Source organism: Pseudomonas alloputida (assembly GCF_021283545.2).
GTDB lineage: Bacteria > Pseudomonadota > Gammaproteobacteria > Pseudomonadales > Pseudomonadaceae > Aquipseudomonas > Aquipseudomonas alloputida.
Genome location: NZ_CP128540.1, coordinates 5,798,581 through 5,815,743, shown reverse-complemented (window position 1 = coordinate 5,815,743; position 17,163 = coordinate 5,798,581). Strand labels below are relative to the sequence as shown.

Here is a 17,163-nt window from a genome sequence, read left to right as displayed (position 1 = left end):
AGTCAGGGCCTGCCTGACGGCAGGCCGTTACCGGCCCGCACACAAAAAATCTGACACTTCCGTAACAACAGAAGACACCCAAGTCACCGTTGGCATGACCACGTTCTGGTGAGCACCTGTTAGTCCAGCCCCTGCTTCAGGACATGCACGCATAAAAAAGGAGAGCCGAGGCTCTCCTTCTTCTTCAACAACCCTCAGCCATTAGCCAATGGTCATCAGGCTGGCGTTACCACCCGCCGCTGCAGTGTTCACGCTCACCGCGCGCTCGATGACCAGGCGCTCCAGCGCAATCTGGTGATCCCCGCTGGACAGCCCGTGCACCCCAACGATCGCCCCGGCACGCTTGGCCACCTGCTGGCATACGCCGCGCAGCTGGTCCGAGTCGCCATGGTGGATCACGGCGTCGAACGCCACTTCATCCTTGTTCCAGTCCGCGACCAGCTTCACCTTGGCCTGCAGCTCACGCGGCAGGCGGGCGCGCAGGGCCTTGCCCGGTTCACCGTCAACCCACACCGCCGAGCTGCCAACGGCCAGTACCGCGGCGAACTGCGCCAGCAGGTCGGTTTCGTTGTCGGCCAGGCACAGCACGTGCTCACGCGGCAGAATGGTGTAGCTGTTGCGCTCGCCGGTCGGGCCTGGCAGCAGGCGGGCGATGCCGCTCTGCGACTGGCTGGCGAACTGGCTGCACAGCGCGGCCAGGTCGGCCAGCTGGTTGTTCTCGGCCCAGGCCTTCAGGCCGTGCAGCGGCTTTACCAGCTGTTCGTGCAGGGTGCGGTCCGGCGTGCCTTCGCCGTCCTGCTGCTGGAAGTGGCGGCCAATGGCGTCGGCCGGGCGGGTCGACAGCAGGCGGTAGAGGTACAGCGGGCCGCCGGCTTTCGGGCCGGTGCCAGACAGGCCTTCACCACCGAACGGCTGCACGCCCACCACTGCACCCACAATGTTGCGGTTGACGTACATGTTGCCGGCGTTGGCGGTTTCCACCACTTTGGCGATGGTCTCGTCGATACGGGTGTGCACGCCGAGGGTCAGGCCGTAGCCGGAGTTGTTGATCTGCTCGATCAGCTGGTCCAGATTGCGGCGGTTGTAGCGCACCACGTGCAGCACGGGGCCGAAGATTTCGCGCTTCAGCTCGTCGAAGCTGTCCAGCTCGATCAGGGTTGGCATGACGAAGGTGCCGCGCTTGATCTCGGCAGCATCGGCAATGGCGACTTGGTAGACCGGGCGGCCTTTCTCGCGCATGCCCTGGATGTGCTTCTCGATGCCGGCTTTGGCTTCGGCATCGATCACCGGGCCGATGTCCACGGCCAGGCGGTCCGGGCAGCCCAGGCGGCTTTCAGCCATGGCGCCCTTGAGCATCTCGATTACGCGGTCGGCGGAGTCTTCCTGCAAGCACAGTACGCGCAGGGCCGAGCAACGCTGGCCGGCACTGTCGAAGGCCGAGGACACCACGTCGATCACGACCTGTTCGGTCAGTGCCGAGGAGTCGACGATCATCGCGTTCTGGCCGCCGGTTTCGGCGATCAGCGGGATCGGGCGGCCCTGGTTGTCCAGACGGCCAGCGACGTTGCGCTGCAGCAGGCGGGCCACTTCAGTGGAGCCGGTGAACATCACGCCTTTGACGCGCTCGTCTCCGACCAGGCCGGCACCGACAGTTTCACCGCGGCCCGGCAGCAGCTGCAGCACGCCTTCTGGGATGCCAGCTTCCAGCAGCAGGCGCACGGCCTGGGCGGCGATCAGTGGGGTTTGCTCGGCAGGCTTGGCCAGTACCGGGTTGCCGGCAGCCAGGGCTGCGGCCACCTGGCCGGTGAAGATCGCCAGCGGGAAGTTCCATGGGCTGATGCACACCACAGGACCCAGTGGGCGGTGGGCGTCGTTGCTGAAGTCGTTACGTGCCTGCACCGCGTAGTAGCGCAGGAAGTCCACGGCTTCACGCACTTCGGCAATGGCGTTGGCGAAGGTCTTGCCGGCCTCGCGGATGAGCAGGCCCATCAGCGGCTGGATCTCGGCCTCCATCAGGTCGGCGGTGCGCTCCAGAATGGCAGCACGCTCGGCTGGTGGGGTGGCCTGCCAGATCGGCGCGGCGTTCAGTGCGCACTGGATGGCGTTGTCAACGTCGGCAACGGTGGCCTCCTGCACATGGCCGACGACGTCGCGGTGGTCAGCCGGGTTCAGCACCGGTGCGGCAGCGCTCTCGCTGGCGGCGCAGGCCAGCAGCGGGGCAGCCTTCCAGTCGTTGTGAGCGGTGGCCAGCATGGCGCAGGACAGCGACGCCAGGCGGTGTTCATTGGCCATGTCGATGCCGGCCGAGTTGGCCCGTTCGGTGCCATACAGGTCGCGCGGCAGGGGAATGCGTGGGTGCGGCAGGCCGATACTGCCTTCCTGGGTACCCATGCGCTCGATGCTGGCCACCGGGTCGGCGACCAGTTCCTGGATGGAAATCGAGTGGTCGGCAATGCGGTTGACGAACGAGGTGTTCGCGCCGTTTTCCAGCAGGCGGCGCACCAGGTAGGCCAGCAGCGTTTCATGGGTGCCGACCGGTGCATACACGCGGCACGGGCGGTTCAGCTTGCCATCGGCAATCTTGCCGACCACTTGCTCGTACAGCGGTTCGCCCATGCCGTGCAGGCACTGGAACTCGTACTGGCCCGGGTAATAGTTCTGCCCGGCAATGTGGTAGATGGCCGACAGGGTGTGGGCGTTGTGGGTGGCGAACTGCGGGTAGATGGCTTCTGGCACGGCCAGCAGCTTGCGGGCGCAGGCGACGTAGGACACGTCGGTGTACACCTTGCGGGTATAGACCGGGTAGCCTTCCAGGCCTTCGACCTGGGCACGCTTGATCTCGCTGTCCCAGTAGGCGCCTTTTACCAGGCGGATCATCAGGCGGTGGCGGCTGCGCTTGGCCAGATCGATGACGTAGTCGATCACGTACGGGCAGCGCTTCTGGTAGGCCTGGATAACGAAGCCGATGCCGTTCCAGCCAGCCAGGGATGGCTCGAAGCACAGGCGTTCGAGCAGGTCCAGCGAAAGCTCCAGGCGGTCGGCTTCTTCGGCGTCGATGTTAAGGCCGATGTCGTACTGCTTGGCCAGCAGGGTCAGCGACAGCAGGCGCGGGTACAGCTCTTCCATCACGCGCTCGTACTGGGCCCGGCTGTAGCGCGGGTGCAGTGCCGACAGCTTGATCGAGATGCCTGGGCCTTCATAGATGCCACGGCCATGCGAGGCCTTGCCGATCGAGTGGATGGCCTGCTCGTAGGACGCCAGGTACTTCTGCGCGTCGTGCTCGGTCAGTGCGGCTTCGCCAAGCATGTCGTAGGAGTAACGGAAGCCTTTGGCCTCGAAACGGCTGGCGTTGGCCAGGGCTTCGGCAATGGTCTCGCCGGTGACGAACTGCTCACCCATCAGGCGCATGGCCATGTCGACGCCCTTGCGGATCATCGGCTCGCCGCTCTTGCCGATGATGCGGGTGAGCGAGGAGGTGAGGCCGGTTTCGTTATGGGTGCTGACCAGCTTGCCGGTCAGCAGCAGCCCCCAGGTGGCGGCGTTGACGAACAGTGACGGGCTGTTGCCCAGGTGCGGCTGCCAGTTGCCGGTACTGATCTTGTCGCGGATCAGCGCATCACGGGTACCTTTGTCGGGGATACGCAGCAGGGCTTCGGCCAGGCACATCAGCGCCACGCCTTCCTGAGACGACAGCGAGAATTCCTGCAGCAGGCCCTGGACGATACCGGCACGGCCGCCGGCGCTTTTCTGGTTGCGCAGTTTTTCGGCAATGCTTGCGGCCAGCTTGTTGGTGGCGTCGGCCAGCGGCGCGCTCAGGCGCGCCTGCTCCAGCAGCATCGGCACCACTTCCTGCTCGGGGCGGCGGTAGGCGGCGGTGATCGCCGAGCGCAGTACCGACTGCGGCAAGATGCTCTCGGCAAATTCGAGGAAGCACTGGTGGCTGTGGTCGGCCTGGACTTCACCGGCATCGTCGGCCGGGTTGCTGGCATGACCGTTGAGTTCGGTCAGGGTGGCACCACCCTCGAGCTTCTCCAGGTAATTGAAGATCGCTTGCTTGATCAACCAGTGAGGCGTGCGGTCGATGGACTGCGCAGCTGCTTTGAGTCGCTCACGGGTCGGGTCGTCGAGTTTGACCCCAAGGGTGGTAGTCGCCATTTCTTATCCTCGTTATTGCCACGGTTGTGGCCTAAGCTGGCGTCAAGAGTATCTGTAGGACAATTCGGGTGCAACCAGGTGCAACCCGATTTTTTCGTGTGAAAGGTGCAACTCGTCCGACAGCTATTCCCATACCCTGAAAAGGGGCGCTTTCGGTGCGATTTATTCTGAAAAAGCGGTTTTTTGCTCCCGAAAGGAGCAAGAAGTGGGCTTTGTCGGAAAATGCACGGGCAGGTGCAACTTGCAAAAGAAAAATGGTTGCACCTTCTTTGCGTTGTTGCATAGCATTCGCCGCCTGGGTGCAACCACCAACGGTGTGGTTGCGCATGATAAAAACAAACGCCAGGGCACACGCATGGGCAATCCACTAACGATCACCTTCGTGATCTACATCGCAGCAATGGTGCTGATCGGCTTCGCCGCCTATCGCGCTACCAACAACCTTTCCGATTACATTCTGGGTGGTCGCAGCCTGGGTAGCGTGGTTACCGCGCTGTCTGCCGGTGCCTCCGACATGAGTGGCTGGCTGCTGATGGGCCTGCCCGGTGCCATCTACTTCGCGGGCCTGTCCGAGGCCTGGATCGCCATCGGCCTGACAGTGGGTGCCTACCTGAACTGGCTGTTCGTGGCAGGCCGGCTGCGCGTGCAGACCGAACACAATGGTGACGCGCTGACCCTGCCGGACTACTTCTCCAGCCGTTTCGAAGACAATAGCGGGCTGCTGCGTATCATTTCCGCCATCGTCATCCTGGTGTTCTTCACCATCTACTGTGCCTCCGGCATCGTGGCCGGTGCCCGTCTGTTCGAGAGCACCTTCGGCATGTCGTACGAAACCGCTTTGTGGGCTGGTGCGGCGGCGACCATCGCCTACACCTTCGTTGGTGGCTTCCTGGCGGTGAGCTGGACCGATACCGTACAGGCTTCGCTGATGATCTTCGCGCTGATCCTGACCCCGGTAATCGTGCTGATCTCCACCGGTGGCTTCGACCAGACCTTCGCCGCTATCGAGGCGGTGAACCCGGCGAACTTCGACATGCTCAAGGGTGCCACCTTCATCGGCATCATCTCGCTGATGGGCTGGGGCCTGGGTTACTTCGGCCAGCCGCATATCCTGGCGCGCTTCATGGCCGCTGATTCGGTGAAGTCCATCGCCAAGGCGCGCCGCATTTCCATGACCTGGATGATCCTGTGCCTGGCGGGTACCTGTGCCGTTGGCTTCTTCGGCATTGCCTACTTCTCGGCCCATCCTGAGCTGGCAGGCCCGGTTAGCGAGAACCACGAACGTGTGTTCATCGAGCTGGCCAAGATCCTGTTCAACCCATGGGTTGCGGGTGTCCTGCTGTCGGCCATCCTGGCCGCAGTCATGAGTACCCTGAGCTGCCAGCTGCTGGTGTGCTCCAGTGCCCTGACCGAAGACTTCTACAAAGCCTTCCTGCGCAAGAATGCTTCGCAGGTCGAACTGGTGTGGGTCGGCCGTCTGATGGTGCTGGCCGTGGCCCTGATCGCCATCGCCATGGCCGCCAACCCGGAAAACCGCGTGCTGGGCCTGGTGGCCTATGCCTGGGCTGGCTTCGGTGCCGCCTTTGGCCCGGTGGTGCTGATTTCGGTGCTGTGGAAAGGCATGACCCGTAACGGTGCGCTGGCCGGTATCGTGGTGGGTGCGCTGACGGTGATCCTGTGGAAGAACTTCGACACCCTCGGGTTGTACGAAATCATCCCGGGCTTCCTGTTCGCCAGCATCGCCATTGTTCTGGTGAGCAAGCTGGGCAGCCCTTCGCAGACGATGGTCAAGCGCTTCGAAGCGGCTGATGCGGCGTATCACGCCGACAAGTAACACCCGTTGAATTGGCGGCGCCTGCTTTGCGGGTGCCGCCAATCAGCAGCCAGGCCTGACTCCGCCTGCAAGGCAAGGTAAACTTGCCGCCTTCGCAGGAGTTGCCATGAACTATCGTCACGCCTTCCACGCCGGCAACCACGCCGACGTCCTCAAACACATCGTGCTGACCCGCCTCATCGCCCTGATGTCGCGCAAGGAGCAGCCGTTCGCCTATATCGATACCCACGCAGGGCTCGGCCTGTACGACCTGCAAGGCGACCAGGCAAGCCGTACCGGCGAGTACCTGGAAGGCGTAGCCCGCCTGTGGAATCGCGATGACCTGCCGGCCATGGCCGACGACTACCTGCGCATCATCAAGCGCCTGAATGCCGATGGCGAGCTGCGCTACTACCCGGGGTCGCCCGAACTGGCCCGTCGCCTGATGCGCCAGCAGGACCGCGCCCTGCTTAACGAAAAGCACCCCGAAGACGGGCCGCTCCTCAAGGAAAACATGAAAAAAGACCCGCGCGTGACCGTGCACCTGGGTGAAGGCTGGCATGTGCCGCGGGCCTTGCTGCCGGTGCAGGAAAAGCGCGCGATCATGCTGATCGACCCGCCGTTCGAGCAGGCCGATGAGCTCAAACGCTGCACCACGGCCATGAAAGAGGCGATCGGCCGCATGCGCCAGACCGTTGCGGCCATCTGGTACCCGATCAAGGACCAGCGCTCGCTGACCCGCTACTACCAGGACCTGACAAGCACTGGCGCGCCAAAGCTGCTGCGGGTCGAGCTGTATGTGCATCACCAGGACAGCCCGCAGGGCCTGAATGGTTCGGGCTTGGCCATTGCCAACCCACCATGGGGGCTGGAGGATGAACTCAAGGAGCTGCTGCCATGGCTGGCCAAAGAGCTGGCACAGACCGCCGGTAGTTACCGCATGGACTGGCTGATCGCCGAGTAAGCCTGTAGGCGCGGGTTTGCCCGCGAACACCGGCTACGCCGGTGCCATCCACCGCGTTGCCTGCTTCGCGGGTGAACCCGCCCCTACAAGGGGGCGGTGTGCCTCCAATGTTTGCGTTATAATCCCGCCCTTTAGCCGCCATCCGCCCAAGAGGCCGCTGGCGCATTTTTACCGAATGAAGAGGCTAATCCCTTGGCATTGACGATTCTTGGCCTGTCCGGCGCCCTTAGCCATGACCCTTCCGCGGCCCTGTACATTGACGGCAAGCTGATTGCCGCCGCCGAAGAAGAGCGCTTCGTGCGTGACAAGCATGCGAAGAACCGCATGCCCTACGAGTCGGCGAAGTTCTGCCTGGAACAGGCAGGCATCAAGCCGTCCGACGTCGACGTGGTAGCCATCCCGTTCGCCCCGATCAGCCTGTTCGGCAAGGCGCGGTGGCACTATGCCAAGCGCTATTGGTACGCCCCGGATCGTGCACTCGATGCCATCCTAATGGGCAACCGTCGCTACAAGCGCTATCGCAAGAAGATCGTCTGGTGCCTGGAGCAACTGGGCTTCGACCCGAAAAAGGTCAAGATCGAGCCGGTCGAGCACCACCTGGCCCACGCTTCCAGTGCTTATCATTGCTCGGGTTTCAAGGAAAAAACCGCAATCCTTGGCATTGACGGCAAGGGCGAGTACGCCACCACCTTCTTTGGTTACGGCGAAAACGGCAAGATCCACAAGATCAAGGAGTTCTTCGACCCGGACTCGCTGGGTGGCCTTTACGGTGCCATTACCGAGTTCCTGGGCTTCGAAATGCTCGATGGCGAGTTCAAGGTCATGGGCATGGCGCCGTATGGCGACGCCAGCAAGTATGATTTCTCGCGTCTGGCCAGCTTCGAAAACGGCGAGTTGGTCATCAACACCGAGTACGCCAACGTTATCGGCCTGCGCCGCTATAAAGAGAAGGGCAAGGGCTTCTACTTCTCGCCAAAGCTGATCGAATGGCTGGGCCCCAAGCGCGAAGGCGACATCGCCGACGAGCCGTACATCCATTACGCCGCCAGCATGCAGGCGCTGTTCGAGAAACTGGCGCTGCAGATGATCGACCATTACCTGGGCGACACCCTGCGCGAAACCGGCAAGCTGGCCTTCGCCGGCGGCTGTGCGCTGAACGTCAAGCTCAACCAGAAGATCATCGCCCGTCCGGATGTGAAAGAGCTGTTCGTCCAGCCGGCCTCCGGCGACGCCGGGACTGCCGTTGGCGCCGCTGCCTATGTTTCCCACGCCCGTGGCGTTCCGGTCGAGAAGATGGAGCACGTCTACCTCGGCCCGTCGTACTCCAACGAAGACGTGATCGCCGCCTGCGCCCGTCACCCGAACCAGCCGAAGTGGCGCAAACTCGAGAACATGCCGCAGCAGATCGCCCAGATCATGGTCGATGGCAACCCGGTAGCCTGGTTCCAGGGCCGCATGGAGTTCGGGCCGCGTGCCCTGGGTGGCCGATCGATCATCGGTTGCCCAAGCGTGGAAGGCGTGGCTGACCGCATCAACCACCAGATCAAGTTCCGTGAACGCTGGAGACCTTTCTGCCCGTCGATGCTCGACACTGTCGCCCCGCAGATGATCAAGGTCGACCATCCCGCGCCGTTCATGACCTTCACCTTCGAAGTCGCTGAAGAGTGGAAAACCCGCGTGCCGGAAGTGGTGCACGAGGACGGCACTTCGCGTGCCCAGGTGCTCAAGCGCGAGTACAACCCGCGCTACTACGACATGATGAAGGCACTGGAAGACCTGACTGGCAACGGTGTGTCGCTGAACACCTCGCTGAACCGTCGTGGTGAACCGATGATCTGCTCGCCGACCGATGCCCTGAACATGTTCTTCGGCTCGGACCTGCAGTACCTGATCATGGAAGACATCCTGGTTGTGAAGGACGGCGCGGCCCCGTATGACCAGCCGCTCTGAACCGCGCATCCTGCAGTTCTGCCATGGCTATGACGGGCCGTTCCTGGACTGCGCCCGTCAGTACGCCAGCCTGTTTCAGGGGCGTGGGTACCAGGTGACCACGGTATTCCTCACCGGCGCCGCCGATGCGCAGGTGGCGGCTGGCTGTGCGTCGGACGAGGTGCTGTTCCTTGAGTTCAGTTCCAAGGCCGTGCGTGGCCTGAAACTCGGCGCCATCCGCGCATTGCGGCGCATTGCGGCCGAGCGCAATTTCGCTTTCTGCATCGCCCACCGCTTCAAGCCGATCTACGTTGCCCTGCTGGGGACCGGCCTGCCGGTGATTGGTGTGCACCATGCCTTTGGCGACTACCAGCGCAAAGGCCGCCGCCTGTTCGCGAACCTGTTCAGCAAGCGTCTGAGCCTGTTGGGTGTTTCGGACGCGGTACGTGACGATATGCGCCGTTGCTTGCCGCAGTGGCCGGCCGAACGCATCCAGACTCTGTACAACCGCATCGACATCGACGCCCTGCAAGCAGCCCTGGTGCCGCGCGCTGACGCACGCCAGGCCTTGGGCCTGGATGCTCAGGCGTGGATCGTCGGCAATGTTGGGCGCCTGCACCCGGACAAGGATCAGGCCACCCTGTTGCGCGGTTTTGCCCAGGCACTGCCGGGGCTGCCGGCTGGCGCCCGCCTGGCAATCCTCGGCAAGGGGCGTCTGGAGGCCAGGCTCAAGGCGTTGGCCGCCGAACTTGGCATTGCCGGGCAAGTCGACTTTCTTGGCCAGGTACCGGATGCGCGCCGTTATTTCCAGGCGTTCGACGTGTTCGCTTTGAGTTCCGATCACGAGCCGTTCGGCATGGTCCTGCTCGAAGCGATGGTTGCCGGTGTGCCGGTGTTGGCCACGGCCTGTGGCGGTGCCCGCGAAGTGGTCGAGGGCGTTGGCGTGCTGTTCCCGCTGGGCGACGCCGCGCAGCTGGCCCAGGGCCTGCAGCACATGGCCGTACTGGACGCTGGGCAGCGCCAGGCCTGTGCCAGGCACATGCTGCAGCGCCTGGGTGAGCGTTTCTCTGATCAGGCGGTGCGCGAGGCCTTCTGGCAACTCCCACAGGTGCGCGCGTTGGTGGGGCAGGCCTGATGCTCAATCGTATCCAGGCCTTCCGCGAACGCGGTTGGCAAGCTATCGATGCCAAGGCTTATGCCCAGGCGTGGGCGCGCTTTGGCGGCAGTGTTGCCACCCATCCGCTGGTGGTCGAGCAACTGGCGGACCTGGCACAGATCCCGGTGCGTTACCTGGGCTGGCACCAGGCTGGCGAGCTGCAAGCCGCCATCCCGGCCTGGGGGCGTCACCTGGCGCTGTCCAAGGACGTGCTGAAGCGTGCTGGCAAGAAGGCCCTGTTCGACCTCGGTAATGCCGAGATCATTCTGCCGGCGGCGTCTGATGCCGCTGCGCCGTTGCGCCATACAATGCGTTACCTGTCCGAACTGAACCAGGGCCGCTTCAGCGGTCTCAAGGCGCAGAAGGAGCAGTTGGCCATGGCCCGGGCGCCTGAAGACCTGTCGAAGAAGTTCCGCTACAACCAGCGCCGTGAACTGCGCCTGCTGGAAGAGGCGGGTGGTGTGGTACGCCCGATCAGCGACTTCAGTGCCCAGGAAATCGCCAGCATGTATTGCGACCTGTTCCTGCGCCGCTGGGGGTTCCCGGCCACCGGTGCCGAGCGTATGGCCGATGTGTTGGAGCGCCTGCGTGAGCTGCTGATCGGCTCGGTGTTGCTGCTGGACGGTAAGCCGATTGCCATCCAGCTGGTGTACCGCGTCGAAGCGCCGGAGTGGATCAGCGTCGAGTACATCAATGGCGGCGTCGACCCTGAAACCAAGGCCTTCAGCCCAGGCAGCGTGCTGAGCTTCCTCAATACCCAGGCCGCCTGGGAAGACGCCCGGTCACGCAACAAGCCGCTGCGGTTCTCGTTCGGCCGTGCTGACCGTGAGTATAAGGACCGCTGGTGCAACCCTGTGCCGGTGTATCAAGCGTGAGCCGCAAGCAGCAGTTGCTCAAGCGCCACCGGCGCAACAAACGCCTGGGGCTGCTGGCGGGCCTGGTTGCGCTGGTCGCCCTCGGTGTTTTCAGCTGGTGGTGGCTGCCACTGCTGCTGTTGCCGCTGCTCTGGGCTGCCCATGAGGCCTGGTTTGCCGACCACCTGTTCTATGCACCGGGTGAGGACTATGCCTACGACTTCGGCGATCAGGTGCAGCAGGTTCCTGCCAGCCTGCACGATGGCTGGCTCAAGGCTGATTGCACGTTGCAAGGCGACGAAACCCTGGTGCTTGAACTGCGGCTAAAAAGCAGCTGGTTGGGGCGCTTTCTCGACCCTCGGGTCGAGCTGCTGGCTGGCGAACAGGCCGATCGGCAAGCGTTCGAGCGTGGCGTCGATGGCGTGCGCTTCCTTAACCTGACGGGTCTTGCTGCGCCACTGCAGGCCGGTACGTTGCGACTGCGCGGCCGGCATTGCCGGCTGCAGGGTCAGTTGCGCCTGTGGATAACCCCCTCGGTCGAGCTGCAGCGGCGCCGGGTGATGGTGATCGCGCCACATGCCGATGACGCCGAGTTGGCCGCGTATGGTTTGTACAGCCGGGCCGACGAAAGCTGGGTGGTGACCCTGACCGCCGGTGAGATAGAGGCCGAGCACTACCAGCAGATGGGCCTGGCAAAGGCCGAGGCCGCGCGCCTGAAGGGGCGCCTGCGTGCCTGGGACAGCATCGTCGTGCCGCGTTGGGCCGGCGTGCCGGAGTCGCGTTGCATACAGCTGGGCTACTTTTGCCTGCAGCTGCCTGCCATGCAGGCAGCACCCGACCAGCCGGCCGCCTCACGTGAAGCCGACCTGGCCGATATCCGCGTGTTCCGCCAGTTCAACCCGTTCCCGTTACCGGGCGACCGCGATGGCGCACCCACCTGGCACAACCTGCTGGCCGACCTGCGAGCCTTGCTGGAGCTGGCCAAACCAGAGGTGCTGGTGATGCCGCACCCGCAGCTAGACCCCCATCCGGACCATATCTGCGCTCAGGCGGCGGTATTGGAAGCCTTGCAAGGCATGGCATGGCAGCCACAAACCTTGCTGTGCTACGCCAACCACCTGCACGATAACGACCGCTGGCCGATGGGCGACAGTGGCGATGGCGTGGCTTTACCGCCGCAATTGAGCGCTGCCCAGGCTTGGGCACCCTGCAGCCTGGTGCTGGACTGCGCGATCCAGCGCGACAAGGCGATGGCCCTGGGCATGATGCACGACCTGCAGCCGCCGGCACCGTTCAAGCGCCGCCTGCGCCGCCTGCTGCAACGCTGGCTTGCCGGGCGACAGCCATCGCCTTATGGGGAGAACGAATTCTTCCGCAAGGCCGTGCGCCGACACGAACTGTTCTGGCGGCGTGAGCTGTAAGCACGCCCCATGGTTGACCGCGAAGGCGCAGAGCGCCCAAGGAAAGCAATGAAAGTCCTATTTCTGGTGCAGAAGGAACAGCGGGCGATTCTTGACCGCCTGTACGATGGCGTCGCGGCCAACTGCGAGTGCGACCTGCGCTGGCTGACCAGCCAGGATCAGCGCAACCTGCGCCGTTACTTCAAGCGTGAGGTGCAAGTCGAGCGCTATGACCGCATCGTGTTCTTCCTGCGTTTCAAGCAGGAGATCCGCCAGGTGGCCTTCATCCGCACTGTGCCGAACCTGGTGATTCTCGAGCACGACGCCTACCAGAACTACATCCCGTGCAAGTACACCGGCAAGTTCAGCGCTCATTACCGCCAGTTGCCATGGGCGCGGGTGATCAGCTCCGGCTACATGGTCAGCGAGCGCTTGCGCCAGGAAGGTTTCGACGCGGTGTTCGTGCCCAAGGGCTATGACGAGCAGTTGCTGGCCGACCAAGGGCGTGAGCGTGATATCGAACTGGCCTTTGTCGGCAGCGTCAACAGTGTGGCCTACAGCGGCCGCAAGGCACTGCTGGACGAGTTGGGGCAGGTCGAGAACCTGTTGGTAACCCGTACCAAGTCGGGCGAGGACTACTGCAACACGCTTAACCGTATTCGTTTCTTCGTCAGTGCCGATGTCGGCATGGGCGAATACATGATCAAGAACTTCGAAGCCATGGCCTGTGGCTGTGTGTTGCTGGCATACGACCAAGGCGAGGAAGAGAACCGTGCGCTGGGTCTGCAAGACATGCACAACGTGGTGTTCTATGACAACATCCCGACCCTTCAGGAAAAGCTCCGTCGTTTGCGCGCGAACCCCGAGCTAGCCCGGCAGATTGCAGAAAATGGCCGCCATCTGGCGGTTTCCCGTTTTAGTTTCGGCGCAGTTGGACGTAGCATCGTCGACCACATGCGCCCGGCGCTCAGGCCCCACCCGCCATTGTCTGCATGGCAGCGGCTGCGTCTGAAGCTGGGCATCTAAACAAGAGCTTTCACGCCCAGGAGCGGGTTGTTGAAGGCCGATAGTCGTAATGCGGAGGGAATCCGGTGCGCTTTTCAAATGAGAGTGACGTCACGCTCGTCGTGACCAGTTGTGGGCGGTTCGATCTGCTCAAAGACACCCTTGAGAGTTTCGATCGCTACAACACCGCGCCCATTCGCGAGGTATTCATCACCGAAGACTCTGGCGACGATGCTGTGCATGCCGCTGTGCCGGCGCACTGGAAGCCGCACTGCAAGGTGTTCGTCAACCGGCCCAAACTTGGCCAGTTGCCGTCTATCGACCTGGCCTACAGCCAGGTCAAGACGCCGTACATTTTTCACTGCGAAGACGACTGGCAATTCTATCGCCAAGGCTTTGTCGAAGACTCGCAGGCCATCCTGGATGTCAGTCCCAACATCTTGCAGGTCTGGTTGCGCAGCCATGCCCACGACCTGGCCATCCACAGCCCGTACATCCACTTGGGCGATCGCCAGGTGATCGCTGGGGTGCCGTGCTATCCGCTGCTGTCCGACAAGGCCGAGTGGCAGGCGTTCTCGCTCAACCCTGGGCTGCGCCGATTGAGCGATTACCAGCGCTGTGCGCCATTTGCCGCCTATGCTGGAGAAAAGGCGCTTTCCCGCCGCTACGCTGAGTTAAATCTGACAGCGGTCACCTTGGAGGGTGACGCAGTATTGCACACTGGATTCGGCAATCACGTGACCTTGCCCATTGAAGTGGAGCGTAAGGCCAAGCGTCGTCAGCGTGATCGGTTGAAGCTGGCATTGACGCTGGTTGCGGGGGCCTTGATCGGCATGGGAATCACCATTTTTGTTCAATGAAGTCGCTGTCCCACCTGACTTGAGCGGGAGAGGGCCCATGAACATCGTCAATATGATGTGGGCGGGTGGAACGCCGTACATGTCCATCCACAAGGTGCACCGGCAGGTCTTGTCGAACGCGGGTGCCGATGCCCGGATCAGTAACTGGCTGCTGCTGGGGAGCGGGCTCTGCTGTGGGCTCGGTTCGACCCGGGAATGGCATATGCCCTCACGTGCGCTCAAAGGGCGGCACTTGTGGCGCTTGCTGCGCCCGTGGCTGCGCATGCGCTTGCGCAAGGCATTGGCCGAGGCCGGGGCGGAAGTGGTGCTGCTCGATGGTATTGGCGTTGCCCGGTTGGTGCTGCCGTTGTTGCAACGCATCGGGCACGTACGTGCCAAGGTCCTGTTCCATGGCAAGACGCGTCTGCATGCCAGCGATATCCGCTTGTTGCAGAGTTTTCCGTCCGAGCGTCTGAGTATCGCGGCGGTATCACAGACGTTGGCCGAGTCGCTGGAGCGTGACCTGGGCAGGCCGGTGCAGACGCTGCGCATGGCGCTCGACCCGCTTGCATTCGTCGAGCCTTTGCTGAACCGGGATCAGGCCAGGCAGGCGCTGAAGTTGCCTCAGGACGCCGAGGTGATGCTGGGTGCGGTAGGGCGATTGGTAGAGAGCAAAGGCTTCGAAATGCTGATCGAGGCATTCGCCAGGGCCAGTGCACGGCAACCGGGCTTGCAGCTGGCGATCATTGGCGAGGGGCCGCAGCATGCCGTGCTGCAGCAGCGTATCGACGCGTTGGGCCTGGCCGAGCGCGTTCATCTGCGCGGTCACCGCGAAGACCTGCAGCAGCTGTATCGAGCATTCGACTGGCTATTGGTACCTTCGCGTTCCGAAGGCCTGGGGCTGGTGGTGCAAGAGGCGGTGATGGCCGATGTACCGGTGGTGTGCAGCGACCTGGAAGTGTTTCGCGAGCAGTTGCGCGACACGGGTGGCTACCTGCCGGTTGCCGACGAAAGCGCCTGGGCTGAGGCGATCGAGCGCTGTACGGCGCTCAGTGCATCGACAATCGCCGCTAAGCAGCGCCAGGCACTGGCACCGGAGCAGGCCTGGCAGGCGTTCTGCAGCGGCTCGCAGAGCCTGTTGCGCAGCTGACCTTCAGCGTGTCAGCAAGGCTGCCTCGAAGGCGGCAAGGGGGAACCGGTCGCCCAGGTTCTCCCGCTCGATATAGCGCACCATGTGCTGCACATTGCGTCGAATCATGCGGGCCGACAGTGGCGGGCGCAAAAAGCGCATGTCGGCCACGTCGATCAAGCCCAGACGCTGATCGGGGGTGACCACCACGTTGCCCAGGTGCAGCGAGCGGAAATAAACACCGCTGCGGTGCAGCTGACGGATCAGTTCGATCAGGCGTGGCAGGTAAGTGTCCCAGCTGAAGCCGTCATCGCGCGACATCTGCAGCAGCGTTCGCCCGGGTAGCGGGCGATACAGCACCGCAGTGCGGCCCGGCAGGTCGAGCTTGTGCTGGCTGATCACTTCGAGGGTAGGGATGCCCAGTTGCGCCAGGCGCGCGGCGTTATCGACGAAGCGCTGCGAGTAAGGACGTAGCAGTGCAGATGAAATCAGACGCTTCCTACGAAAAACCTTGAGGAAATTTCCATCTGTGAGCAGGTAGACTTTGGCGCCATGGCTGTCTGCCTCAAGCACCTGTGCGCCGAGTGTCAGCTGATCGAAGTCGACCTGGGTGAGCCGGGAGCATTGCATGAATAGAGCCTTGTCGTCTGGCGAGCAAAATGACCGGCAATAATGCCGAAAATAATGCTGTAGCACCATGGATGGTGTTTCTGATTCATCGGGGGAAAGGATGTTGTATCAAAAAAACTGGGCACAAGCGTGGTTAGGTTTGGGCCTGGTCTGGTTCCTGGCGGCGATTGCCCTGGCACCCAGCAACAAGGTTTATCAGCAAGGTCTGGTGTTGTTCTTGTGGCTGCCAACGCTGGTATTGGCCTGGTCGGCCCGAGGTGTGCTGGTGCAAGCCTGGAGGCGGCAACCGGCGCTGTGGGGGAGTGTGCTGCTGCTGTTGGCCTGGAGCGGGCTGAGCCTGGCATGGTCGCCCGCCGAGGAGCCCATGCGCGAGCTCAAGCGCTTGCTCTACATCCTGGTGTTCCTGCTGGCGTTTCCGCTGTTGGCCCAGCTTGGCCAAGCCCGCATTCGTCAGTTATTGCTGCTTGGCAGCGCGCTGCTGGCCATCGCTGCGTTGGTCTCCATCATCAAGTTCTATGGGGTGCAGCGTGCGCCTTTGCTGTTCAGGCTGGCGGGTATCGGCGAGATATCCCACCCCATCCTGGGGGCTTATGTCATTGGTTCGGCCTTGCTCTTGATGCTCTACGAGCCACCTCGGCGACGTGGCTTGCAGTTGTTGTGGCTGGCGGCACTGGCTTGCCTGGGGGCCTTCGCCATGCTCAGCCAGAGCCGTGGTGCGGTTCTGGCACTGGTGATTACCGTGGTGATGGCGCCGTTGTGGTTCCGTGACCGCCACAGCCGGGTGTTCTCTGTTCTGGCTCTGCTTGCCACCGGCCTGGCCTTTTTGGCCGTGTACGACGTTATCGCCCAACGGGGCTCGTCCTACCGGCCGGAAATTTTCCATGCCGTGGTTCAGATGATTGCCGCGCACCCTTGGACTGGTCTTGGCCTGGGGGCTGATTACGAGGTGAGCGCCGTCGGCATGCACTTCGATCACACCCACAACATGTTCACCCATGTTGCCGTTGAGATGGGCTTGCCCGGCATGTTGCTGTGGGTAATGGTGTGGCTGTTCACGCTGGGCGAAATCGTGCGCGCCCGCGGCACCCTGTTCGGCAAGGTCCTGCTGGGCTTCTGGGTCTACTCGACCCTGGCCATGCAGTTCGATGCCGCCAGCCTCACCGGTACGCCACGTGCCGAATGGTTCATCAGCTGGCTGCCGGTGGGCCTTGCCATGTTGCTGCCATGGGGGCGTGCCGAAAATGACGCCTGTGGTAAAATTGCCGGTTCAACCTGAACAGCGAGCTCGA

General features: G+C 62.8%; 12 protein-coding genes. 10 read left to right on the top strand and 2 right to left on the bottom strand.

Translation table 11 applies throughout. The features are described from left to right. Positions 1 to 201: 201 nt before the first annotated feature. Positions 202 to 4,155, bottom strand: coding sequence for a trifunctional transcriptional regulator/proline dehydrogenase/L-glutamate gamma-semialdehyde dehydrogenase (putA, locus tag LU682_RS26950; RefSeq protein ID WP_060488924.1), 3,954 nt, complete (start codon positions 4,153 to 4,155; stop codon positions 202 to 204). A 355-nt stretch (positions 4,156 to 4,510) separates the two neighbouring features. On the opposite strand from putA, the gene putP reads away from it, so the two are divergent. The 9 genes from putP to LU682_RS26905 all read left to right on the top strand — a co-directional run bounded on the left by putP (position 4,511) and on the right by LU682_RS26905 (position 15,265). Then, complete coding sequence (putP, locus tag LU682_RS26945; protein ID WP_010955522.1) at positions 4,511 to 5,989, top strand: sodium/proline symporter PutP; 1,479 nt, start codon at positions 4,511 to 4,513, stop codon at positions 5,987 to 5,989. Positions 5,990 to 6,095: 106 nt separating this feature from the next. Then, complete coding sequence (locus tag LU682_RS26940; protein WP_010955521.1) at positions 6,096 to 6,932, top strand: 23S rRNA (adenine(2030)-N(6))-methyltransferase RlmJ; 837 nt, start codon at positions 6,096 to 6,098, stop codon at positions 6,930 to 6,932. Positions 6,933 to 7,124: 192 nt separating this feature from the next. Next, positions 7,125 to 8,882, top strand: a complete 1,758-nt coding sequence (locus LU682_RS26935) for a carbamoyltransferase family protein (RefSeq protein ID WP_003249431.1) — start codon at positions 7,125 to 7,127, stop codon at positions 8,880 to 8,882. Further along, positions 8,866 to 9,996, top strand: a complete 1,131-nt coding sequence (locus LU682_RS26930; protein ID WP_010955520.1) for a glycosyltransferase — start codon at positions 8,866 to 8,868, stop codon at positions 9,994 to 9,996. Before LU682_RS26935 ends, LU682_RS26930 begins: the two co-directional genes overlap by 17 nt. Continuing rightward, a complete protein-coding gene (locus tag LU682_RS26925) occupies positions 9,996 to 10,892 on the top strand; it encodes an antimicrobial resistance protein Mig-14 (RefSeq protein ID WP_010955519.1) in 897 nt (298 codons plus the stop codon). Before LU682_RS26930 ends, LU682_RS26925 begins: the two co-directional genes overlap by 1 nt. Then, positions 10,889 to 12,292 carry a PIG-L deacetylase family protein gene (locus tag LU682_RS26920; protein WP_010955518.1) on the top strand — a complete coding sequence of 468 codons (1,404 nt, stop codon included), beginning with the start codon at positions 10,889 to 10,891 and terminating at the stop codon, positions 12,290 to 12,292. Before LU682_RS26925 ends, LU682_RS26920 begins: the two co-directional genes overlap by 4 nt. A gap of 48 nt (positions 12,293 to 12,340) precedes the next feature. Further along, the gene (locus LU682_RS26915) at positions 12,341 to 13,297 is read left to right on the top strand and encodes a glycosyltransferase family protein (protein ID WP_003249439.1); all 957 of its coding nucleotides are present in this window, start codon (positions 12,341 to 12,343) and stop codon (positions 13,295 to 13,297) included. A gap of 65 nt (positions 13,298 to 13,362) precedes the next feature. After that, complete coding sequence (locus tag LU682_RS26910; RefSeq protein WP_010955517.1) at positions 13,363 to 14,136, top strand: glycosyltransferase family 2 protein; 774 nt, start codon at positions 13,363 to 13,365, stop codon at positions 14,134 to 14,136. Between the two features lie 37 nt (positions 14,137 to 14,173). Continuing rightward, the gene (locus tag LU682_RS26905) at positions 14,174 to 15,265 is read left to right on the top strand and encodes a glycosyltransferase (protein ID WP_020191476.1); all 1,092 of its coding nucleotides are present in this window, start codon (positions 14,174 to 14,176) and stop codon (positions 15,263 to 15,265) included. A gap of 3 nt (positions 15,266 to 15,268) precedes the next feature. Here the strand turns inward: LU682_RS26905 and LU682_RS26900 are convergent, their stop codons facing one another. Beyond that, positions 15,269 to 15,874, bottom strand: a complete 606-nt coding sequence (locus tag LU682_RS26900; protein WP_003249444.1) for a serine/threonine-protein kinase — start codon at positions 15,872 to 15,874, stop codon at positions 15,269 to 15,271. A gap of 100 nt (positions 15,875 to 15,974) precedes the next feature. On the opposite strand from LU682_RS26900, the gene LU682_RS26895 reads away from it, so the two are divergent. Continuing rightward, entirely contained in the window at positions 15,975 to 17,150 is a 1,176-nt protein-coding gene (locus LU682_RS26895; RefSeq protein WP_010955514.1) for an O-antigen ligase family protein, read from the top strand. Positions 17,151 to 17,163: the final 13 nt, after the last annotated feature.

Coding starts and splice junctions, on each gene's coding strand:
- putA (WP_060488924.1), bottom strand. CDS start 4,155: ATGGCGACTACCACCCTTGGGGTCAAACTCGACGACCCGACCCGTGAG.
- putP (WP_010955522.1), top strand. CDS start 4,511: ATGGGCAATCCACTAACGATCACCTTCGTGATCTACATCGCAGCAATG.
- LU682_RS26940 (WP_010955521.1), top strand. CDS start 6,096: ATGAACTATCGTCACGCCTTCCACGCCGGCAACCACGCCGACGTCCTC.
- LU682_RS26930 (WP_010955520.1), top strand. CDS start 8,866: ATGACCAGCCGCTCTGAACCGCGCATCCTGCAGTTCTGCCATGGCTAT.
- LU682_RS26925 (WP_010955519.1), top strand. CDS start 9,996: ATGCTCAATCGTATCCAGGCCTTCCGCGAACGCGGTTGGCAAGCTATC.
- LU682_RS26915 (WP_003249439.1), top strand. CDS start 12,341: ATGAAAGTCCTATTTCTGGTGCAGAAGGAACAGCGGGCGATTCTTGAC.
- LU682_RS26905 (WP_020191476.1), top strand. CDS start 14,174: ATGAACATCGTCAATATGATGTGGGCGGGTGGAACGCCGTACATGTCC.
- LU682_RS26900 (WP_003249444.1), bottom strand. CDS start 15,874: ATGCAATGCTCCCGGCTCACCCAGGTCGACTTCGATCAGCTGACACTC.
- LU682_RS26895 (WP_010955514.1), top strand. CDS start 15,975: ATGTTGTATCAAAAAAACTGGGCACAAGCGTGGTTAGGTTTGGGCCTG.